This is a genomic window from Cupriavidus sp. SW-Y-13, from assembly GCF_009793345.1.
Lineage (GTDB): Bacteria > Pseudomonadota > Gammaproteobacteria > Burkholderiales > Burkholderiaceae > Cupriavidus.
This window is the reverse complement of record NZ_WHLX01000002.1, coordinates 2,444,040-2,465,708: the sequence shown is the minus strand read 5'-3', so window position 1 is coordinate 2,465,708 and position 21,669 is coordinate 2,444,040. Positions and strand designations below refer to the sequence as shown.

General features: G+C 65.1%; 14 protein-coding genes. 6 read left to right on the top strand and 8 right to left on the bottom strand.

Translation table 11 applies throughout. The features are described 5' to 3' along the window. The first annotated feature begins 146 nt into the window (after positions 1–146). Positions 147–554: a hypothetical protein gene (locus GA566_RS26475; RefSeq protein WP_160474487.1), complete on the top strand. Its 408-nt coding sequence runs from the start codon at positions 147–149 to the stop codon at positions 552–554. 3 nt (positions 555–557) lie between these two features. Here GA566_RS26475 and GA566_RS26470 read toward each other — a convergent pair whose 3' ends face one another. Then, the gene (locus GA566_RS26470) at positions 558–2,216 is read right to left on the bottom strand and encodes a phospholipase D family protein (RefSeq protein ID WP_237380677.1); all 1,659 of its coding nucleotides are present in this window, start codon (positions 2,214–2,216) and stop codon (positions 558–560) included. 269 nt (positions 2,217–2,485) lie between these two features. On the opposite strand from GA566_RS26470, the gene GA566_RS26465 reads away from it, so the two are divergent. After that, positions 2,486–3,898 carry a DUF1254 domain-containing protein gene (locus GA566_RS26465; protein WP_137927620.1) on the top strand — a complete coding sequence of 471 codons (1,413 nt, stop codon included), beginning with the start codon at positions 2,486–2,488 and terminating at the stop codon, positions 3,896–3,898. Between the two features lie 166 nt (positions 3,899–4,064). On the opposite strand, the gene GA566_RS26460 is transcribed toward GA566_RS26465, so the two are convergent. From GA566_RS26460 to GA566_RS26450, 3 genes are read right to left on the bottom strand one after another with little or no spacing between them, the layout of a single operon-like run. Then, a complete protein-coding gene (locus tag GA566_RS26460; protein ID WP_160474486.1) occupies positions 4,065–5,525 on the bottom strand; it encodes an efflux transporter outer membrane subunit in 1,461 nt (486 codons plus the stop codon). A gap of 2 nt (positions 5,526–5,527) precedes the next feature. Then, a complete protein-coding gene (locus GA566_RS26455) occupies positions 5,528–7,126 on the bottom strand; it encodes an MDR family MFS transporter (RefSeq protein WP_137927618.1) in 1,599 nt (532 codons plus the stop codon). Then, on the bottom strand, positions 7,119–8,285 hold the full coding sequence (locus tag GA566_RS26450) for an HlyD family secretion protein (protein ID WP_137927617.1): 1,167 nt from the start codon (positions 8,283–8,285) through the stop codon (positions 7,119–7,121). The genes GA566_RS26455 and GA566_RS26450 overlap by 8 nt, the downstream gene beginning before the upstream one ends. Positions 8,286–8,413: 128 nt before the next feature. Between GA566_RS26450 and GA566_RS26445 the strand changes: the two genes are divergently transcribed. Beyond that, entirely contained in the window at positions 8,414–9,154 is a 741-nt protein-coding gene (locus GA566_RS26445; RefSeq protein WP_160474485.1) for a CerR family C-terminal domain-containing protein, read from the top strand. 372 nt (positions 9,155–9,526) lie between these two features. Next, positions 9,527–9,943: a copper resistance protein CopQ gene (locus GA566_RS26440; RefSeq protein ID WP_137927615.1), complete on the top strand. Its 417-nt coding sequence runs from the start codon at positions 9,527–9,529 to the stop codon at positions 9,941–9,943. Positions 9,944–10,187: 244 nt separating this feature from the next. Here the strand turns inward: GA566_RS26440 and GA566_RS26435 are convergent, their stop codons facing one another. Continuing rightward, entirely contained in the window at positions 10,188–14,525 is a 4,338-nt protein-coding gene (locus tag GA566_RS26435) for a response regulator (RefSeq protein ID WP_237380675.1), read from the bottom strand. Between the two features lie 209 nt (positions 14,526–14,734). Between GA566_RS26435 and GA566_RS26430 the strand changes: the two genes are divergently transcribed. Continuing rightward, on the top strand, positions 14,735–15,202 hold the full coding sequence (locus GA566_RS26430; RefSeq protein WP_160474484.1) for an ion channel: 468 nt from the start codon (positions 14,735–14,737) through the stop codon (positions 15,200–15,202). Positions 15,203–15,505: 303 nt separating this feature from the next. Next, positions 15,506–16,324, top strand: coding sequence for a MipA/OmpV family protein (locus GA566_RS26425; RefSeq protein WP_137927631.1), 819 nt, complete (start codon positions 15,506–15,508; stop codon positions 16,322–16,324). Positions 16,325–16,355: 31 nt separating this feature from the next. On the opposite strand, the gene GA566_RS26420 is transcribed toward GA566_RS26425, so the two are convergent. From GA566_RS26420 to GA566_RS26410, 3 genes are all read right to left on the bottom strand, one after another. Next, positions 16,356–17,021, bottom strand: coding sequence for an alpha/beta hydrolase (locus GA566_RS26420; RefSeq protein ID WP_160474767.1), 666 nt, complete (start codon positions 17,019–17,021; stop codon positions 16,356–16,358). Between the two features lie 156 nt (positions 17,022–17,177). Next, positions 17,178–17,489, bottom strand: coding sequence for a hypothetical protein (locus GA566_RS26415; RefSeq protein WP_137927614.1), 312 nt, complete (start codon positions 17,487–17,489; stop codon positions 17,178–17,180). Positions 17,490–17,615: 126 nt separating this feature from the next. Next, on the bottom strand, positions 17,616–21,425 hold the full coding sequence (locus GA566_RS26410; protein ID WP_237380672.1) for an autotransporter outer membrane beta-barrel domain-containing protein: 3,810 nt from the start codon (positions 21,423–21,425) through the stop codon (positions 17,616–17,618). Positions 21,426–21,669: the final 244 nt, after the last annotated feature.

Genomic DNA, 21,669 nt, shown 5'->3' with positions numbered 1-21,669 from the left:
GGGCCACGCGGAACCGCTTGCCATGAACAATGGCGCATCCACCCATGACATTCGCGCACGGCATCCGAAAAAAAAGCTCAGGATTGCCTCAGGCCGTCCGTTAACATGGGCGTCGCCGTGAAATCTTTCTTCCACGAGTACCAGCCATGGATCCCTTGTCGTTCGAATTCGTGAGTGTCGAAGAGGCCAAGAAAGTCCTCGACGGCGAGCCCTCTGCAGCGGCAGTCGCGGCCCAGGTGGACTGGAGCGCGCTGCGTGAGCCGCCCGACGCCGTCAAGCTCGCGCTGAGTCCCGCCGCGCTCAAGTGGCTGGCCTACCTGCCGCGCGAGGTGCGTCCGCTGGAGTTGTTCCATACGTATCCGCGCATCGCCAACCAGATGGCAGCGCTAGGCAATGCGGCGTCGGTGTCCGCGTTACTCACTGAACTGCTGATCGACCGGCGCGGCGGCCGGCAAGGGTTTCCGGCGGGGGTGGCGACGGAACTCTCGACATTGCAGGAATTCCTGCTGACGCTGCTCAAGCCTGCGGCGACGGGAGCGCCTCCCGAGGCGTAGCGGCTACAACTGATCCTCCACCGGCAGCACCCGCAGGATGCCGATGCCCATGTGCTGCCACACGTTCATATCGGGCTCGCTGTCGGACACCACTTCCTTGCCGTTCTCGATGGTGGTCCACGTCAGCGATTCGGCGCCGTTCTCGCCTTTCTTCAGTTGCACGCGCCAGGCTATCTGCATCAAATCCTTCTCCATGCCCTCCACCAGTTGCGTGGCCATCGGCACGCTGTCGAGCACCACACCCATCTCCGTATTGAGCTTGATGGAGCGCGGGTCCAGGTTCAGCGATCCGATGAACAGCAGGTGCCGGTCCACCACATAGGCCTTGGCATGCAGACTCGCCCGGCTCGAGGCAAACATCCGGCTCTTGCGCGTGCGGCTCTTCGCCAGATCCGCATTGGCCGTGGGTTTCAGTTCATAGAGTTCCACACCCGCCTGCAGCATCGCCTTGCGCGTCGGCGCGTAGCCGGCATGCACGGCGGCCACGTCGGTGGCGGCAAACGAGTTGGTCAGTACCTTGACGATCACGCCGCGTTTGGCGATGCCGGCCAGCCATTTCTGGTTCTCTTCGTCGGGCACGAAGTACGGTGATACCAGCACCAGTTCGCGCTCGGCCTTTTCCATCAGCGCGCGCAACTGGGGAATGGCATGCGTGGACGGATCGTCGGGATCGTCCTCCACCTTGTCGGGCTTGTCGGAAATCACACGGGCCCCACCGATAAAGCCCGGCAGGTGGCCCATCTCGATACCGCGCGCCAGGCCCTTGTCCACCAGTTCCTGCACCAGCGGACTGGCCTTGGCCATGTCGCCCTTGGCTTCGATCTGCTTGCGGAACGCGCGCAACTCCGCCGGCGCCTCCTTGTTGTCCTTGAGCAGCGTGCCGATCGGATAGGCGTTCTCGCTGTTCCAGTAGGCGTCGAACACCTTGCTCGCGGCCGGCGCGGCGGGGCCGCCCACCATCACGTCGAGATCGCTGAAGCTCATGTCCGGCTTGGCCGAGAAGTACGCATCGCCGATGTTGCGGCCACCGACAATGGTCACCGTGTTGTCCACCGTCAGTTGCTTGTTGTGCATGCGGCGATTGATCCGGCCGAAGTCGTAGATCATTTCCGCCCAGCGCATGCTGCGGTTGGCAAACGGGTTGAAGATGCGCACCTCGATATTGGGATGCGAATCCAGCGCGGCCCACGTCTTGTCCTGCTTGCCGGTGTGGATGTCGTCCATCAGGATGCGCACGCGCACGCCACGATCCGCCGCGTCGATGACCTCGCCCATCAACGCGCTGCCGGTGGTGTCCACGTCGTAGATGTAGTACTGCATGTCCAGCGTCTTCTGCGCGGCACGCGCCAGCGCAATACGCGCCGTCAGCGCGTCAGGCCCCGACCCGAGTGGGTAGAAGATCGACTGGCCGGGATAGTTGGCCAGGCGCGGTCGTAGCGCACGCGCCAGCGTGGTATCGCCGACATCGGTAATGGCAACGCTCGGCGTGCGGCCCGCGTTGGCAGGCAGGCTGGCGCAACCGGCCAGCAGGCCGAGCCACAGGGTGACGCATAGCAGCATCGCCAGCCCGCGCGCACTCTGGCGCAATGGCCGGCCATGCGGCGAGCACGGCACGCCGCGCCCCGTCGCAGTGCTCCCCCCTCCCCTCAGCATCAGCGCCATGATCCTCTCCCAGACGTCCATTGCCCCGGTCGCCAGATTCTTCTTCTCGGACTGACCAGTAGTGGGCAGCCCTTTCCACTGGGCAGTTTGCCGCGTGCCCTGATTCGGCCACAGCAGGTTTCGTCCGGTTCCGCTGTCGGCGTTTCTCCTGCATCGGCTCTGCATCCGACCGGGTGAAAGATCAAAAACCGAATGGCCGGATCGGGTCAGAATCGCGTCGCGTCATGCTGCGACGCAACCTGCCATAAAGCAATACGAAGGAGAAGACAATGATGTGGAAGACTACCCGTCGCCTGCTGCTCGCGGCTGCGGGAATGGCCGCAATGGCCCAACCCTGTGGCGCTGCCAATGGCGTAACCGCCACGCCAGAGCAGGCCCGTACCCTGGCTCGTGAAGCCTATATCTATGGGTATCCCGTGGTGGCGTCGTACACCACGCTGTATTCACAAGCCGTGGATCGGGACGATGCCAATTTCAAGGCGCCGCTGAACCAGATCGGCCATGCCAGCGGCACGTTCTCCCCGCGCGACACCGCGATCATCACGCCCAACGCGGACACGCCGTACTCGTTCGCATGGCTGGACCTGCGCGCGGAGCCGATGGTGCTGACGCTGCCCGCCGTGGAAGCGGAGCGCTACTACTCCGTGCAGTTGCTCGACATCTACACGCACATCTTCGGCTTTCTCGGCACGCGCGAGACCGGGAACAAAGGCGGACGCTTCCTGGTAGCCGGACCCAATTGGAAAGGGCCCACGCCCGCAGGCATCGACCGCGTCGTGCGTAGCGAATCGGATATTGCCTACGCGCTGTATCGCACGCAACTGTTCGACGATGCAGACCTCGCGCGTGTGAACCAGATCCAGAAACGCTACACGGTGCAACCGCTCTCGGCGTTCCTTGGCAAGCCAGCCCCGGCGGCGTCGCCGGCCATCGCATGGCCGCGTCCGCAAGCGGATGCCACGCAGGGCGTGGCGCTGTTCCGCTATCTCGATGTCATGCTCGGGCTGGCGCAGGCCAACCCCGGCGAAGCCGCACTGATGCAGCGCCTGGCCGCCATCGGCGTGGGACCGGGCCTGTCGTTCGACGAGCGCGCGCTGACGCCCGAGATCCGTCAGGCCATGGAAGCCGGCATTGCCGATGCCCGCGCGGACCTTGCCACATTTCAGGCGAAGAAGCTGCGCACCGGCGAAGTCCGTACCGGCGAACTGTTCGGCTCGCGCGCGAAGCTGCAGAACAACTACCTGTATCGCTATGCGGGTGCTGCGTTGGGGATTTATGGCGTCACGCCGGATGAAGCCATCTACCTGAGCTATCAGGCCGACAGCGAACGGAAGCCGCTCGATGGACGGAACGCCTACACGCTGCGCTTCGCCAAGGACGCTTTGCCGCCGGCCAACGCGTTCTGGTCGATCACGATGTATGACAGCAAGTCCAAGCTGCTGGTCGAGAATCCGATCAACCGTTACCTGATCAACTCGCGGATGCTTGGCAAGTTGAAGCGCGATGCGGATGGGGGCATCACGTTGCAGTTGCAGCGCGCTGCGCCGGTGGGTGCAAGCGAGAACTGGCTGCCGACGCCGGATGGTCCGTTCTATGCGGTGTTGCGGATGTATCTGCCGAAGGCGGAGGTAGTGGATGGCCGGTGGAAACAGCCGGGGATGGTGCGGGTGGGTCAGGACTGACCTACCCCACGGTGTTGCTCCCCTCTCCCATGCAATGGGAGAGGGGTTGGGGGAGAGGGCCGGAGGTTCTGCTGCCGATCACATCGCAATTTGCACCGCTTGCCCTCTCCCCCGCCCCTCTGCCGCGCGCGGGAGAGGGGAGAAAACCGGCAAGACAATCAGCAGTTCAAGACTTCTCCACCTGCCACCCCAGCCCCAGCGCCTTCTGCAGCGACACGTAATCCTTCAGCAGATTGGCGTCTCCCGAAATACGATCCTGCTGTGCCACGACGCGGGTGCGTTCCACGTCGAGCCATTCGAGCATGCTGGCCGTGCCGGCGCGGTAGCGTTGCTGTTGCAGCGTAGACGCGCGTTCGGCGGAAGCTTCCACGCGGCGCAATACCACCACGTGCTCACGCTGATGGCCATAGCGCGACAGCGCCACGTCTGCATCGCGCAATGCCTTGAGTACCGTGCTGCGATAGTTGGCCTCGGCTTCGTCGCGGCCACCTTCGGCACTATCCACGCCCGCTGCCACGCGGCCGAAATCGAGAATGTTCCACTGCAGGCGCGGCAGCGTCAGCCAGATGCCATTCTCCTTGCGAACCAGATGGCCGGGGTCCAGTGCGCTGAAACCGAGCGAGCCGAGCAGTGACAGCTTCGGGAACCAGTCGGCCTTGCGCGCGCCGATCTGTGCCGTGCTCGATGCAAGCTTGCGTTCTGCTGCGCGGATGTCGGGACGCGCCTTGAGCAATGCAGCGGGATCACCCACCGCCACGGTCTCGGGCACCGTGGGCAACGGCCGCGGCGCCGACAGCGACCCATCGAGTTCACCCGGCGCACGACCCGTCAACAACGCAAGCTCGTCGAACGATTCGGCGATACCGGCCTGCACGGGCGACATCTGCGCGCGCGTGTTGTCGAGCTGGGTCAGCAGGCGCTCCACTTCGAGCTGCGATGCCACGCCGCGTGCGCGGCGCTGCTGCGTGAGGTCGAGCATGTCCGCTTCGAGCTTCTCCGACGCCTGCAAGTGTGCGAGGCTGGCCTGTTGCTCGCGCAACGTCACATATGCCTGCGCCACTTCGGCAGCCAGTTGCACGTGCGCGTCCGCTAGCTGCGCCGAAGCGGCATCGGCCTCGGCGGAAGCCGCTTCGATCGCACGGCGCGTGCCGCCGAACAGGTCGATTTCCCAGCTTGCATCGAAGCCGGCGACATACAGCGATAACGGTCCGCGCCCGCCGCCCGACGAGCCTTCACCCGACAGCGCGGAAAGATCCGGCGAACGGGTGCGCAGCATGGTTGCGTCGAGTCCCACCTTCGGCAGCAGATTGGCCTTGTTGCTGTTGAGACCGGCGCGCGCCTGCCGCACGCGGGCACGCGCGGCGTCGATATCGGGGCTTTGCTTCAGCGCATCTGCAATCAGCGTATCGAGTTGCGCATCGCCCAGTGCGTGCCACCAGTCAGCCACGCGCGGCGAGGTGGCATCGGCCACAGCGGGAGCGTGCGGAAACTTGCCACCATCGATGGCGTTGGCCGCCACCTCGGGCGCGCTGCGATAGTCGGGGCCGACAGTACATCCCGCAGCGAGCAATGCGGTGGAAAGCGCGGCGGACAGGGCCAGCAATCTGGCAGTAGAGAGAGCGGGCATGTTCAGTGTCCGGAGGAAATCGGCGCGCCCGGACGGGGCGTCTTGAGCAACAGCGCCAGCGGCACGCAGCACAGCAGCGCGATGCCGAGGGCAAAAAAGGTTTCCGAGAACGTCATCACGGCAGCCTGGCGCGCGATCTCGCCGCTGAGTTGCGCGACGGCCTGCAATTGCGCATGCGCATAGTCACCGCCTTGCGCGACGAATCCCGCGATGGTCGATGACATATGGTCCTGCCCGATCGAACTGTTGGCCGTGACCGATTCGCGGATCACCGAGTCGTGGTACGCATTGCGGCGATCGATCAGCGTGCCGAGCAGCGCCAGCCCGATCGACCCGCCGAGGTTGCGCGCCATGTTGTAGAGCCCAGCGGCGTCGCCAGCCTCATGCACGGCCACGGCCGCCATCGACGCCTGGTTCAGCGGCATCATCGCGAGGATCTGCCCGAAACCACGCAGCACCTGCGAGAACGTGAAATCGTGACCCACGCTATCCGCAGTCAATCCGATATCGAGCATGCAACTGCCGAAGAAACATACGAGTCCGGCAATCACCAGCCATCGGCTGTCGAACTTGCCGAGAATACGTGGCAACACGGGCATCAGCAGGAAGGCAGGGATGCCCGAGATCAGCATGATGCCGCCCGCCTGCTCGGCGTTATAGCCGGCAATCGTCGAGAGAAACTGCGGCAGCAGATAGGACACGCCATACAGCCCTGCGCCCACCACCGACACGATCAGGATCACGCTCGCATAGCTCTTGTTGAGCAACAGCCGCAGTCGCACGATAGGCTGCTTGGCCGTGAACTGGCTCACCAGCATCATCGACAAACCGATGGCCGACAACAACGACAGGTAAATGATGCTGTGCGATTCGAACCACTGCTCGCGCTGCCCTTCCTCCAGCACCACGGTCAGCGAACTGAGTCCGATGGCGAGTCCCACGATGCCGAGCCAATCGGCCTTGAAAAACGCTTCCACGTCCGCGCGTTCGGCCTTCAGTCCGAAGTACAGCAGCGGCACGAGCACAGCGGTGATCGGCAGGTTCAGGAAGAAGCACCAGCGCCAGTTGATGTTCTCGGCCAGCCACCCGCCCACCACGGGGCCAAGCAGCGGCCCGAGCAGTACGATCAGCCCGAACATCGACATGCCGATAGGCATCTGGTGGCGTGGCAACCGCGTACGCACGATGGTCTGCGCGGTCGGGATCATCGCGCCGCCGGCAAACCCCTGCCCGATCCGGCCGACGACCATCTCCGGCAGGCTATGGGCCATGCCGCACATCATCGAGAACGCGGTAAACAGCAGCGCGTTCCACATCAGGAACCGGCGCAGCCCGAACACACGCGTGAGCCACGCGGTCAGCGGGATGATCACGATCTCGGCCATCAGGTAGCCGGTGGACACCCAGGTGCCTTCCGTACCGGCCGCGCCGATCTGCCCCTGGATCTGGGGCAACGCGGAGTTCGTGATCGAGATATCGAGGGTGGCCAGCAACGCGCCGAGCGAGCCTGCGGCCACGGCGATCCAGTCGGCCGCCGTGGCATTGGGAGGCTGCGCCGCCGGTGCCGCCGCCAGAGGATTGGCGGCGCCGGCTTCAGCCATGGGTGGCTCCGTTGGATGCCGCAGGCGCAGCAGCGGGCGCCTGCGCGCTGGCCGGGTGGAGTTCGCGCGTATCCACGTCGACCACGACCGACAGGCCCGGCACCAGCACCGGACGCGCTTCGTTCGGCACATCCACATGGATGCGTACCGGCACGCGTTGCACGATCTTGGTGAAGTTGCCGGTGGCGTTCTGCGCGGGCAGCAGCGCGAACTGCGAACCCGTGCCGGGCGAGAGACTATCGACCACGCCGTGCAGCGTCTCGCCGGACAGCGCGTCCACATGCAGCGTCACCGACTGGCCGGCACGCATGCGGCCCACCTGCGTTTCCTTGAAGTTCGCGGTCAGATACAGGTCCTGCACCGGCACCACGGTCAGCAGCCGGGTGCCCGGTTGCGCGAACTGGCCCACGCGCACGCCCTTGTCGGCCACGCGTCCGGCCGTGGTGGCGCGCACTACGGTGTCTTCGAGATCGAGCTTCGCCTTGCGCGCACTGGCCTCGGCCACTTCCAACTGGGCGCGGGCCTGCAACAGACGGGTCTGCAACGTCACGGTCTGGCTCTGCTCCACACGCAGCGCCGCTTCATTGGCGGCCAGCGTGGTGCCTGCGCGTGTCTGCGCATTGCGGAGTTCGGCGGTGCGCTCTTCGGTCTCCGCCCCGGTCTTGACGAGCGGCGCATAACGTTCCACTTGCGAAGCAGCGTAGCGGGCGTTGGCGCGGGCACCGTCCACCTCGGCGGCAGCCTGGGCGATGCGGGCTTTCTGCTGCTGCAGGTCGGCGTCGGCACGCGCCACATCAGCCTGGCGCGATGCCACGTTGGCTGTGGATTCGTCGAAGGCCGCCTGGTACTGGCGATTGTCGAGCCGCACCAGTTCCTGCCCGACCTTGACCTGCTGGTTATCGCGCACGTAGACCTCGGCCACGTAGCCGCTGACCTTGGGGGCGACGGTAATGCTGTCCGCCTGGATATAGGCGTCGTCCGTGGTTTCGATGAAACGGCCATGGACCCACCAGCGCACGCCATACGCCAGCGCGGCGGCGAGCAACAGTACGCCAAACCCAATCAGCAGCGTCTTGCGGCGCGAGGCACGGGAGGAAGGTCGGGAAGGCGTGGCATTGCCAGCGGGTACGGCCGGAGATGCAGAAGCGGGGGCGCTCATGGGGATCGGGGGGCGTTCAGACGGAGGGAGGACGGCGGTGCGTCCAGATGCGGCGCAATTATTCCACTTGGAAGAAATCTGTCAACTGATATATTTCAGGTTGTTCCCACGAAACCACCACGCACACCATGGCGAGACACCGCCCAGCAGCCGAAGGCGGCTACCAGCGCGGCGAAGAGACCCGCGCACGCATCATCGACGCCGCGTTGCGCCTGTTCGCCGCGCATGGCTTCGATGGCGCCTCCACGCGCGACATCGCCCGCGCGGCCAACGTCAACGCCCCGGCGCTGCAGTACTACTTCGATAACAAGGAAGGCGTGTATCTGGCCTGCATCGACTATTTCGTCGAGCGGGCCTTCGCGCTGGTGGAAGATGTCGTCGTCAAGACCGAGGCCGATCTCGCGCGTCCCGACGTGACCGATGCCGAACTGATCGAGTCCTATCTGACCCTGCAAGCCCGCTTTGCGATGTTCCTCTACGAATGCCCGGAAACGGACCACTGGCGCCAGTTCATGGCCCGGGAACGCGCGGGCCTGGGTCCACCGGCCGCCTTCGAGCGCATCGACGCCGGCATCAACCGCCGCCTGCTGGCACTGACCTCGGCAGTCATCGGCCGCCTGATCGGCCAGCCCGCTTCCGATGAAAACACGCGCATCCGCACCGTCGCCATCGACAGCCAGATTGCCGCCTTCAAGGTGATGCGCCGGCACATCCTGCGCGCGCTGGGCTGGGACGAGTATGGCGAGTCCGAGACGCAGAGGGTGCAGGACGTGCTGCAGGAGCACACGCGAATCCTGCTGCTGGGGCTGATTGCGCGACGCGATCAGCTACGCGCCCAGCAATCCCATGAATTAGAGCAAAAACTCTAATCAGGCGCGGACAGGCGATAGTCTCCTGCAATTTCCAATAAAAATCATAAGGTTAGCTGGACTGCAACGAAATCGCTGCGGTCTGCGCAACGGCCAATTTTAGGAACTTTACGATTGCGTTCGATAAAAGTCCTTGTCTCTCTATCTAGTAGTAGATATTATTCAGTCCATGGAACGACGCAGTGCAGCAACCGCAGCGTTCCACGCAACACAAGACAGGCAGTACACGGAACCGGCAACGGTCTTTTTTCAGCGCAGGAAGTCTACCTATCAGTAGATAGCAGCTAAAGAGAGTCGAATACCGGAAGTCGCAAGAAACAGGCCCCGCGACCCACACAGACGAGATCGCCCGGCCATTGCAAGGAGAGCATCATGAACACCAAGACCATCCTGACCGCCGCCGCCCTCGCCGCCGCTTTCGTGACCGGCGCTGTGCAAGCCGCCCCCACCCAGCAAGCTGGCAACGTCTACGGCTACACCTACCGCGTGCAAGACCAACGCAACGCCTTCACCGATGGCGCGCGTCAAGGCCAGTTCGACACGTTCTCGGAAGGTGCACGCGTTGGCAAGGCCGACCCGTTCACCGACGGTGCCAAGGTTGGCAAGGCTGATCCGTTCACCGATGGCGCACGCATCGTCGCCGGTCTGGATCAAGTGGGTGTCTCGGCCAGCCCGGCCCGCAAGGTCGATCCGTACCTGGACGGCGCCCGTGGCGTGAACGAACCGCGTAGCCCGTTCTATGACGGCGCCCGTGCCCGCGACGTGTACACCGACGGCGCACGCGCCTGAGATCCGCCGGATGCAGGCGGCCATCGTCAAGTAGCCGGAGTCCATGTGGGCTCCGGTTGAAAAACCTCTTTCGGAGTCCATCATGAGCTTCAAGAACAGCGCCCTGATCGTCAGCGGCTGGCTCGCTCTCACCGCAGCAAGCGGTGCAGCCGCCGCTCTGGTCGCCACCGCATTGCCGGTCTGACCGGCATGGCATCGCAGCAGAACGGGCCAGCCTATGCTGGCCCGTTCTGCGTTAACGGTTTTATCGCCCCTCGCGCGCCTGCAACAGGTGGATGAAATCGGTCAGCGCGAATGGCTTGCGCAGCGCCACCGCATTGGGCAACGCCGCGCGCTGCGGCGCAGTGAGCGCCACGTCGTAGCCGCTCAGGAAAATCACGCGCAACGCGGGCAGCAGCCGGCAGGCATCCATCGCCAGTTCCACACCGGATGCACCGCCCAGCCCCACATCGGTCAGCAAGACGTCGATGCCATTGCCCTGCAGGGCCACCATCGCCTCCGCCTCATTGCGGGCCTCGATCACCTCCATCCCGAACATCCGCATCAGTTCCGCCGTACTGGCGCGCACGAGGTCGTCATCTTCCACAAAGACGATGCGCTGGCTGGCGGGTTGCGGCGCCGGTTGCGTCGCCGGTTGCGTCGCCGGTTGCGTCGCCGGTTGCGGCGCCGGTTTCGTCGCCGGTTGCGGCGCTGGCTCCGGCACGGCGTGTAGCGGTGCCGCCGGCGCGGGGGGCAACCTGGCGCCGCCGCTCACCAGCATCTGCCGCACCTTGCGGGCCAGCGCCTCATGCGTGTACGGCTTGCTGAGCAGTTCGATGCCCGCGTCAAGCCGTCCGGTATGGACGATCACCGTATCCGTGTAGCCCGAGGTAAACAACACGGCAATGCCCGGCAGCCGCTCGCGCACCTTGCGCGCCATTTCGGGGCTGCGCATCGGCCCCGGCATCACCACATCGCTGAACAGCAGGTCCACCGGCACGCCGCTTTCGACGATGGCCAGCGCGCTGGCCGCATCGCGCGCCTTCAGCACCCGGTAGCCGAGGCTCGACAGCATCTCCACCACCGTGGCCCGCACGTCCTCGTCATCCTCCACGACGAGCACGGTTTCACTGCCGCCGCCCGCCGGTCCGGTGTCGATCTCGGTTTCCTCATCCTCGGCAGCGTGGGCGCGCGGCAGGTAGAGCCGCACCGTCGTGCCGTGCCCCACCTCGCTCTGGATCTTCACGTGGCCGCCCGACTGCTGCACGAAACCATAGACCATACTCAGGCCCAGTCCGGTGCCCTGCCCTTCGGGCTTGGTGGTGAAGAACGGCTCGAACACCTGCTCCTGGATCTCGGGTGGCATCCCGGCACCGGTATCGGTCACCGCCACCATCACGTACTGGCCCGGCGCCGCATCCACATGGCGGCGCGCATACGCATCGTCGAGCACGGCGTTGCCGGCTTCGATGGTCAGCTTGCCGTTACCGCTCATGGCGTCGCGCGCATTGATCGCCAGGTTCAGCAGCGCGTTCTCCACCTGGAACGGATCGACCAGCGTATTCCACAGTCCGCCTGCGATCACGGTCTCGATTTCCACTTCGTCGCCCAGCGCACGGCGCAGCATGTCGTCGAGTCCGCGCACAAAGCGGCCCAGGTTGACCACCTTGGGCGCCAGCGGCTGGCGCCGTCCGAAGGCCAGCAGTTGCGATGCCAGCTTGGCGCCGCGTGCCACCCCGGCCAGCGCGTTGCGCACGCGCGCCTCCGAGCGGTCGTCGCCAGCCACATCGCGCGCCAGCAGTTGCAGGTTGCCGCCAATCACCTGCAGCAGATTGTTGAAATCGTGCGCCACGCCACCTGTGAGCTTGCCGATGGCCTCCATCTTCTGCGCCATCCGCAACGCCTCGTCGGCGTGACGTAATGCTTCGGCGGCATCCTTGTCGCTTGTCACGTCGCGGCCCACGCCATGAATGCGGCCCGTGACAGGGTCGATCGACAGCGTCCACGCCACCCAGCGGGTGGCGCCATCGGCGCGGAGCATGCGGCATTCGTGGCGTACCGGCAGCCCTTCGCGACGCAGCGCGATCATCTGCTCGGTCACATGGACCAGATCCTCGGGATGGACGAATGCCATGCACGTGCGGCCGAGCAGCCCGTCGAGCGCATGGCCCAGCGCGTGCTTCCATGACGGGCTGACGCGTTCGAGCATGCCGTCGGGGCTGGCCACCATCAGCAGGTCCTCGCTGACGTCCCACAGCCGGTCACGGTCCGCAACGGTTTCTGCCACGCGCCGTTCGAGCGAATCGTTGATGTCGCGCAGTTCCTGCTGCACGCGATTGCGCAGTTGCGACAGCCGCAGGTTGCTGGCCACGCGTGCCACCAGTTCCCGCGCGCTGAACGGCTTGACGAGGTAGTCATCCGCACCGGACGCCAGGCCATCCACACGCGCTTCCTCGCCGGCCCGGGCCGACAGCAGCAGCACCGGCGTCTGACTCAGCACGGCATCGGCGCGCACCTCGCGCAGCAGACCGAACCCATCGAGGCGCGGCATCATCACGTCGGAGACGATCAGCGCCGGGCGATGGGCGCGGGCGAGAATCAGCGCTTCCTCGCCGTCGCCCGCCGTGAAAACGCTGTGCCCCGCCAGCCGCAGGATGCGCTGCATGTAGTCCCGCAGATCGGCGTTGTCGTCCACCACGAGCAGGCGTCCGGTCACGCCATCGGCTTCAGGCGCGGGGGCCTCGAGGTCCTGCGCGATGGCGGCTCCCGCCGCTGGCGTCCATCGCATGGCTTCTTCCACATAGGCCAGCGCCTGCACGCTTGTCGATGCAGGTTGTGCGGATTGCACCGTCATCGGCTGGCGAGCGCCCGGCGGCAATCTCACGCGAAAGCGCGTGCCTTTGCCGGTTTCGCTTTCCACCTCGATCATGCCGCCATGCAGCCTCACCAGTTCCTGCACCATCGCCAGCCCGATGCCGCTTCCTTCTATCGACCGGCCCACCGCACCCGCCACGCGATGGAACCGCTCGAACAGGCGCGGCAGTTCCTCGGCGGGAACACCGATACCCGTGTCCTGGATATCGAGCACCACCTCGCCCGCTGCGTCGGTGTGCAGCGATACGGCGATGGTGCCGGCATAGGTGAACTTGTACGCGTTGGACAACAGGTTCAGGACGATGGACTCCCACATGTCGCGATCCACGGTCACGGCATCGGGTATCGGCGGGCAATCGACATCGAGCCGCATGCCGGCCGATTCGATGGCCGAGCGGAACAACGACGCCAGCTCGGCGGTGAAGGCCGACAGGTCCGTGGGCAGCGCATGCATCTGCACGCGCCCCGCCTCGATCCGCGAGAAATCGAGCAGCGCATTGACCAGCTTCAGCAGACGCAACCCATTGCGATGCGTGATTTCCAGCAACGGGCGGTCCGCCTGCGCGCCGCTGCGGGCCAGCATTTCTTCGAGCGGCCCGAGCATCAGCGTCAGCGGCGTGCGGAACTCGTGGCTGATATTGGAGAAGAACGTGGTCTTGGCGCGGTCGATCTCGGCCAGCGCCTCGGCGCGCCGGCGCTCTTCCTCGTAGGCCTGCGCATGGCTGACCGCCTGCCCGATCTGCCCGGCCACGAGGTCCAGGAAGGCGCGATAGCGGTCGCCGAACAGCCGGCATGGATTGAGTCCAACGATCAGCACGCCATTGCGCGATGTCTCGCCCGAGGTCAGCACCGGTAGCAGCGCTGCCTCGCGCGGCGCAAACTGCCATGCGCCACCGGGCAGCGATACGGGAAAGCGCGTGGCGAGGTCCGTGACATGCAGCGTCTCGCCATCGCGTATCACCACGCCACCCGGCCACGGCGCATCGGCATGCAGGTCGAGGGTCTCCGGCGCCGCCGCATCGCCCGCCTCGATGCCCACGCTACCGGCCAGCACAAGCTTGTCCGTGCCACGGTCGGCCAGGTAGAGCAGCGCGAACGGCAGGTCGTAAGGATTGGCGCGCAACGCGCCCAGGCTGAGCCGGCATGCCTCGGCCCCGGTACGCGCATTCACGGCGGACGACGCCACTTCGCGCAGCAAGTTCAACTGGCGCTCGGCCACCACGCGCTCGGTATCGTCGCTGTTCGCGCAGATCATGCCGCCCGTGCCGCCATGGTCGTCCGGCACCGGGCTGTACGAGAACGTGTAGTACGTCTCTTCCGGATAGCCGTTGCGCTCCATGATCAGCAGCTTCTGCTCGACGAAGGTGCCCTCGCCGCCAATCATCACGGTATCGAGCAACGGGCCGATCTCGCTCCAGATCTCGTGCCACACCTGCGCGGTGGGCTGGCCCAGTGCATCGGGATGCCGGCCACCGATGATCGCCTTGTAGGGGTCGTTGTAGAAGAAGCGCAGGTCCTGGCCCCAGCCGATCCAGATGGGCTGCCGCGAGGTCAGCATGATGCGAACGGCCGTTTTCAGGCTCTGGGGCCAATGGATGGGTTCTCCAAGCGGCGTGGTCCGCCAGTCGAACTGGCGGATCAGGGCACCCATCTCGCCGCCACCGGCGAGAAAGGGAGGTGTTTCACCATATTGGCTGTCCGACGGCTGGCTACCGTCTGCTGCTGTCATGACAATGTCTCCCCGTACGCTTCCAACACGCAGGCCAGCACGATTCTCCATGGCAACTCACACGCCAGCAAGCGCCGCGTCTGTATCCGGCATGTATCCGCCCGGTCTCGCCGCCGGTGCGCCGTGCGGCGTTTTTCCGCCGTATAGTTCTTCATACCGTTCGCCATCCTGTCCCGTCCGTTCCGCTCATCGGCATCCCGCACATGTTTATGGTCGATACCCCGGTTCACTATCTGATCTCCGCCGCGCTCACCGCGGCCCTGACAGTGCTTTGCGTCGGCATCCACTACGAAGCCCTGAAGCTGATTTCGTCGTTTCATCCCAAGCGGCTGAGCGGCAATCTCAACATTGGCGCGGTGATCCTGCTGATCATCGTGACGCACTGCGTCGAAGCCATCGTCTTCAGCCTCGGCTACTGGCTCGGCACCCATGTCCTGCCCATCGGCCGCCTCAGCGGCATGCGGGAGCATGGCGCCATCGCCTATATCTATTTCTCGCTGGAAACCTTCACGACGCAGAGCATCGGCGACATCATCCCTGTCGGACCCATACGGCTGCTGGCGTCGGTCCAGCCGCTGGTGGGGCTGATCCTGATCGGCTGGTCCACCTCGTTCACGTTCCTGATCATGCGGCGAGACTGGCGCGGCGATGACGAAGACCGGCTGGAGACGCACTGACCCGCATGCGATGGTAGGCAAGGCGGGCACGCAACGGAATCGGCGTCCTTCCTACACGGTTGTGGGAATCCGGGAAGTTGTCGGCAGCCGGCTTCGGTGAAAAGATAAGTTGCCGCCGCCCCGCCAACGACGCAATAGCTTTGGCCGGGGGAACAAGAAGATGAAAACGACCGGAGAAACCCAGTGTCGACCACGCCGGAATTCCACGCCGCCACGCCGCCCGACCACCCTTCCACCACATCCACCCCACCGTGGGTAGCACTGATCCGCCGCATCGTCACGCTCCAGGCACTGGCCCTGGGCATGCTTGCGGCCCTGGCCATGCTGACCGCGCCCCGCGTGCATGCGCAAACCCCCGCGCCGCTGGCCGAGTGGCAATACTCGGTGGGCGTGCCCCTGGAAAAGATGTTCGAGGGCGAGCAGCAGGGCTGGGATGTGCGCGTGGGCGCCGCGGTCAGCGTCCGGCCACGCTACGAGGGCACCACGAACTACTTCATCCTCGGCGGACCGGTCATCGACGTGCGCTACGGAGACAAGTACTTTCTCTCCACCGGCGAGGGTCTGGGCTGGAACATCGTCCATACGGGCAACTTCCGCGCCGGCGTGGCGCTGACCTACGACCTGGGCCGGCGCGAGAAGAAAGACCATGAACACCTGGGCGGGCTCGGCAATATCGGCATGGCGTTTGAAACCAAGGTGTTTGCCGAATACGCGGTGTCGAAGGAATTCCCGCTGGTCATCCGCGCGAACATCCGGCGCCAGTTCGGCGGCGCCAACGGCGTGATTGGCGATATCGGCGCCTATCTGCCGCTACCGGGCAGCAGCGAGAAATTCTTCTGGTTTGCCGGACCCACCGTGACGTTTGCCGATTCCGCCTACATGGGCCGCTGGTACGGCGTCACAGCCGAACAGTCGGCGCGCTCCGGATTGCCGCAACATCGCGCAGGCGCCGGCATCAAGTCTTACGGCGGCGGTATCTCCGCCATGTATTTCTTCAACAAGCACTGGTTCACCACAGCCGACGTGGGCATGTCCGCGCTGGTGGGCGACGCGCGCAGCAGCCCCGTCACCTCGCGCTCCACAAGCTGGACCGGCGATATCTCGGTCAACTACCAGTTCTGATCCGCACGGATTTGCTCGCCCCGTCGCCCGGTCACTCCATCGGGCGACGCAGATACCCCTCCACCACCCGCTTCAGTCCGGGCAGCTTGCCGGTGAAGAAGTGTCCCGCGCCGGGCAGCACCACCACCGGCAATTCCTGCGGCCGTGCCCAGTTGAGCACGTTGGCCAGCGGCACGCGTTCATCGTGCTCGCCATGCACCACCAGCGCATGGGCGGGCACGGTGGGCGTGTCATAGGACAGCGTCGGGGACAGTGCGCCGGCCGGCATGCCTGACAGGATCACGTGAGCAATGGAAACGCCCCCTTCCGTCAGTTGCTGCACCGCACGCGTCTGGACGAAGGCGCCAAACGAAAATCCGGCCAGCGCCAGCGGCAATCCGGGTCGCTCGGCCTGGAGATGCCGGATGACTGCCAGCACATCGTCCGTTTCGCCGTTGCCGTCGTCGTAGCTGCCTTCGCTCTGGCCCACGCCACGGTAGTTGGGCCGCAGCGTGGCAAATCCATGCGCCTGCAGCGTGCGGGCCAGCAGTTGCGGAATCTTGTGCTCGGCGCTGCCACCCTGCGACGGATGGGGATGCGCCACCACGGCAATGCCGCGCGGCGCGCCCTCGGGTAAATCGACAAGCGTTTCTATTTGCCCGGCGGGACCGGCAATGAACTGGCGGGAGGAAGCGGAGGTCGTGAACGAGGAAGACATCGACGAAGACGTGGGGGCAACTGCGGTGGAAGAAGCGACGGAAACAACCGCCATGACAATCCGTGTTGTCGTGTGCGTCCGCAGCATACCCGCAGCCGGACCCGGCCCGCAACGTCCCGCGCGTGCTCCGTGGCCCGGCAATGCGATCCCGATGCGTCAGTGCTGATGGTCTGCCTTGATGACCGAAGCAATTTCCTGGCGTCGGACGCTGACCACATCGTCCAGTTCCAGCCCCTCCGCCACGACGAGCATTTCGGCGCCCCGGCCAATGGCGTAGATCACGCCGTACCAGAGATCCGGACCCGCCACGGCGTTCAGGCGGATGCTGAATTCGGTTTCCAGGTCCTGGCTGTAGACGGTGACCAGGTCACCCACTTCGGGCATGTCCGCTGCGTCTTCCAGCGGAAACTCCCGGGCCGCCACGGTGAGCGGCGTTTGCGCAATGCCGCGCGCGAACCTCGCCTGCATCGTCCTCTCCTGCGCGTTGTACCCCATGTAAGGATATAAGCGCGGTCTGAAAAGGCACGGAAAACCTGCGGCGTGGCCCGATGCAAGTTATCGCGGCGTCTCACGCCACGCCGCCCTCTTCATACCTCACCACTGGTAGCGCACGCCAAGTTGGCCCGCAATGCTTTCATATCCGCCGTTGCCGTACTGGTAGCCCAGGTGTCCCCAGACACGCCAGCGCGCGGACAGCGGCGCCTGTGCCCCCACCTTCACCTCCACGCGATCGCCGGGGCCGTCCTGCGCGACCACCACGTTGTTGAAGGCCACCGCGTTGGCCCGCGTGTTGTGCCACCAGTTCAGTTCGAGGAACGGCATCCACGCGGGGTCATTCGTCGTCCTAGGCGCGTGGAACAACCGCGCGCCCAGCCGCGTCAACCATCCTCCGCTGCTGCGGCTCTGCACAACGGTGCCGTTGTTCTCGACATGGTCATCCGCCGAATAGTCGGTGTAGAGCACCTGCACCTGCGGCACAAGGTGGACGGTGCCAATCGACGTCTGGCCCACCGGCAGCATCCAGCCGCCTTCGATCGATCCGGTCCACACGCGACTGCTGTAGGTCTCGTTGCCCAGCGCGCCACCCTTCACGGTATTGTCGAAGCGGCTGTAGTGGAACCACGTGTCGATGTAGGGGCCGCCATTGCCCACGGCGTTTGCCCCCGCCTCGCGGTGCCACGTGCCATAGAGTCCGGCGCCGCCGCCGTTGACCGTACCGCGCGCCGCGTTCGGATTGTTGCGCGCCGAGGTATGGGTGGTGGCGGTGCCATAGCCCACCATCACGCCACCCTGCAGGATTCCGTAAGGCGATGCGTAGTGCAGCAGGTCCACGCCGGCTTGCGCCAACGCGCTGTCCGCCGACCCCGCCAGGCGGCCCTGCGCGGCATTGCCATCCGCATGGCCGCCCGTCACGCGTGCCCAGCCAATCGACGCCCGCGCAGCGGTTCCGTCAGGCCCCGTCACGGCACGGTTCGGATCGGGGAGGCCGACCCGGTCGTACAGCGTGTGCACGAACATTCCTTGCGCCACGTTCTGGTTGGTCAGCCACGTCCCTGGCTCCGGACGCGGCACGGGTGGCGCACTGCCGTCCGAACTGCGCAGATACCAGCTTCCATCGCCGGGCGAGTCGACGCTGCCCTGGTACAGCTGGTACTCATACGCGCCGCCCACCACGCGGCCATCGAGCGCGAACAGGCCATTCGACTGCCCATCCACCTGCACGATCCGGATGCCATTCTGTGTTGCCGCGCCACCGCCCCCGGCATTGAGGATAGTGACCCGTGTCTGCCCCGCCGTATTCCCGCGCACGATCAATCGATCGGTTGCCGAGGTATCGCCGCCCAGCGCCGTATAGAGTGTCAGCCGGCCATTGTTGCCGGTGTAGTCGCCGTTGACGGTCAGCGTGCTGGCCGGCACCGGCGAACCCATGCGAATTTCCCCGCTGTTGACGAGCGCACCGCCAATCGTGAATCCGCCTGCGGGCCGGCTCTCGAAACCGGGCGCGGCGTCGGCCACGGCCAGCAGCCCGTTGTTGACCACCGCGCCCCCGACGCTGCCATAGCCGCCGAAGATGGCGCCCGGTGCCACGGTCACCTGGGAGGTACCGGACAGGCGCCCATCTCCGTCGAGCAGCAGCGTTCCCGCGCTCACTGTGGTGGGGCCGGTGTAGGGGCTGTCTGCCGTCAGCGTCAGCGTGGCGGGACCGGCCTTGTTCAAGCCGCCGCTGCCGGAGATAGTTCCCGCGTACGCGCCGTCGCTTGTATAGCTAGCGGTCAGCATGCCGCTGCCAAGCGTCACGGCGCCTGCACCCGCCATCTGGTTGACCTGTTGGTCAAAGCCGTCGAGATCGAACGTGGCACCGTCTGCAATCGACAGTTGCGCGCTGGCCGCGATCACGTTCGCCGCGCCCGCGCGCAGGGTTCCGGCATTGAGCCACGTGGCGCCGGAATAGCCGTTGGCCTTCGATAGCTGCAGCGTGCCGGGGCCGGCCTTGGTCAGCGTGCGGCCATCCCAGCCCGTGGCGGCATTGGCAGGCTGGTCGATCAGGCGCGCGTCCACATCGAAGGACCCCTCGGCTACATCGAGCGTGAAGACGCCATTCGCAGTTTCGGGCCGCGTGCTATGCAACGCGTACCACGCCAGTCCTACCCCCACCACAAAGGTGCTGGGCGCGTAGCTCGATGTCAGGACCAGGTAGTCGGGTTCCTGCGCCTGACCGCCGATATGGATCGACTGGAATGCCCCGGTGAGCCCGCCCGGCGTGGTGGTGTGGATCACGTTCAGCGCGGTCGAGGCCAGTTCTTGGACCGAGGCTTCCGCCGGTGCCGTAAAGCCCACCAGATTGAATTTGGCAGCCGGCCCGATCACCGCCGTGCCTGCCGTGATGGAAGGCATATCGTGACGCGCCACCACATCAAACGTGCCATCGACGCTGAAGCGGTTGCCCACCTGCAGTGCCGCCTGGCCGCCGACTCCCAGTGTGGCACCCCCCGCAGTGGAAACATCGCCGCTCACGACAACGTTTCCAGAGCGTGCAAACCCCAGCACGCCGGCATCGACTGCGATGTTGCCCTGCGTCGATCCCACACCCTCCAGGATCACCGCCCCGGGACCACTCTGGCGCAGCGTGCCCGTGCCACTCAGCACGGCAGTAGTCACCACGTTGTCGCTCCGCCGGAAGACCAGCGTGCCGTCGTTGGCGATATTGCCCGACACCATGCCCGAGGCGCCGCCAGCGCCCAGCGTCAGTTGCGCACCGTTGTCGATGGTGGTGCCCCCGCCGCCCTGCTGGGTCACGGTGCCCGTCAGCGTCAGGTTGCCCATCACATGCAGCGCATCGGCGCCCGCCCCGCCGAGCACCGCGTTGCCGGACAGCGTCCAGTTGCTGCCGGCCTGCGCGGTGAGCGACGCAAAGCCATTGCCTTCCGTTGCGTTGAAATCGCTGTCCTCCGCCCCGGTGCCGGTCAGGCCAATCGTGTTGCCGCTCCCCTGGCTCTGGATCGCCACGTTGCCGGCCCCATCGAGCCTGGAGGCCCCGTCCAGCACCACGCTGTTGTTGCCGCCCAGCAGCAGGATGGCCGGCGCGCCCTTGCTGACGATGCTTCCGCTGTTCGTGACCGATCCGTTCTGCACCAGTTCGATAGCGGCGTGGTTGTCGCCATCGATCACGCCAGTGGGCATATTGACGATGCTGACGGCGTTCGACGTCGTGCTCTGGATACCGCCCTGGTAGCCGTAGATCGTTCCCATGTTTTGAATGTTCGCCGGCCCCGCCATCAGGATGATGCCCTTGCCATACGTGGGATGGCCAACGCCGGAACTGATCAGGCCGCTCTGGTAATTGATGATCGAGACCGTCCCGACAGTGTCGAGGTAAATGCCGTCGGCACTGCTCATGACACTGCCACTGGGCCCCTTGTTCAGCGTGCCGTAATTCTCGATCGTTCCCGAGGCACCGCTGCCGAAATGGATCGCGTGGCTGGATTTCACACTGATATCGCCGTAATTGACCACGCTGCTGCTACCGGCGCTGCCTTCCATGGAGACGCCGTATGTCTTGCCGTCCACCAGTCCCGAGGCCTGGTTGATGAAGGTCCCCTCCGCCTTGAAACGCACGCCCGTCGCGGCGCTCTGGTCTGACGACGTCAACGACCCCGCATTGGTCAGCGTGGCGCCGGGCTGCCCCTGGATGACCACGGCATCGCCGGCTCCCGACACGATCGAAGTGCCGGCCGCCACCTCATAGGCGGAGTCGTTCGAGAACGACTGCTGCGTGGTACCCGACGTAATGACGGTCACCGCCGATGCCGCCGGCGAAAACATCAACAGCACCGCACCATAGATTCCGCTACGTTGAAGCCCACCCGGCATGGGCGTCCCGCACTTCGCTGGCATGCTTTTCATGGGATTTTCCACCCCTGGTTTTCCGGCTGCTTACGGAACGATTTTCTGGATAATCAGATAATCAACTTAAAATAATTCCACTTTGTCGGATTATCACTACCACCTCCTTTCCCGATATGACGATCCAGTTATTTCTATATCAATGCAATGGATTATCCAACCCATTTGCGGAGGGTTATCAGACAGGGCGCGCAGATAATACCGATGCAGATTTCAATGGATCAGCGGAGATGTTTCCGGCAGG

Bases quoted from the DNA above. Each gene is read 5' to 3' on its own strand.
- GA566_RS26465 (WP_137927620.1), top strand. From the start codon at position 2,486: ATGATGTGGAAGACTACCCGTCGCCTGCTGCTCGCGGCTGCGGGAATG.
- GA566_RS26470 (WP_237380677.1), bottom strand. From the start codon at position 2,216: ATGGCGCTGATGCTGAGGGGAGGGGGGAGCACTGCGACGGGGCGCGGC.
- GA566_RS26455 (WP_137927618.1), bottom strand. From the start codon at position 7,126: ATGGCTGAAGCCGGCGCCGCCAATCCTCTGGCGGCGGCACCGGCGGCG.
- GA566_RS26475 (WP_160474487.1), top strand. From the start codon at position 147: ATGGATCCCTTGTCGTTCGAATTCGTGAGTGTCGAAGAGGCCAAGAAA.
- GA566_RS26415 (WP_137927614.1), bottom strand. From the start codon at position 17,489: ATGCAGGCGAGGTTCGCGCGCGGCATTGCGCAAACGCCGCTCACCGTG.
- GA566_RS26410 (WP_237380672.1), bottom strand. From the start codon at position 21,425: ATGAAAAGCATGCCAGCGAAGTGCGGGACGCCCATGCCGGGTGGGCTT.
- GA566_RS26460 (WP_160474486.1), bottom strand. From the start codon at position 5,525: ATGCCCGCTCTCTCTACTGCCAGATTGCTGGCCCTGTCCGCCGCGCTT.
- GA566_RS26440 (WP_137927615.1), top strand. From the start codon at position 9,527: ATGAACACCAAGACCATCCTGACCGCCGCCGCCCTCGCCGCCGCTTTC.
- GA566_RS26420 (WP_160474767.1), bottom strand. From the start codon at position 17,021: ATGTCTTCCTCGTTCACGACCTCCGCTTCCTCCCGCCAGTTCATTGCC.
- GA566_RS26425 (WP_137927631.1), top strand. From the start codon at position 15,506: ATGCTTGCGGCCCTGGCCATGCTGACCGCGCCCCGCGTGCATGCGCAA.
- GA566_RS26435 (WP_237380675.1), bottom strand. From the start codon at position 14,525: ATGACAGCAGCAGACGGTAGCCAGCCGTCGGACAGCCAATATGGTGAA.
- GA566_RS26430 (WP_160474484.1), top strand. From the start codon at position 14,735: ATGGTCGATACCCCGGTTCACTATCTGATCTCCGCCGCGCTCACCGCG.
- GA566_RS26445 (WP_160474485.1), top strand. From the start codon at position 8,414: ATGGCGAGACACCGCCCAGCAGCCGAAGGCGGCTACCAGCGCGGCGAA.
- GA566_RS26450 (WP_137927617.1), bottom strand. From the start codon at position 8,285: ATGAGCGCCCCCGCTTCTGCATCTCCGGCCGTACCCGCTGGCAATGCC.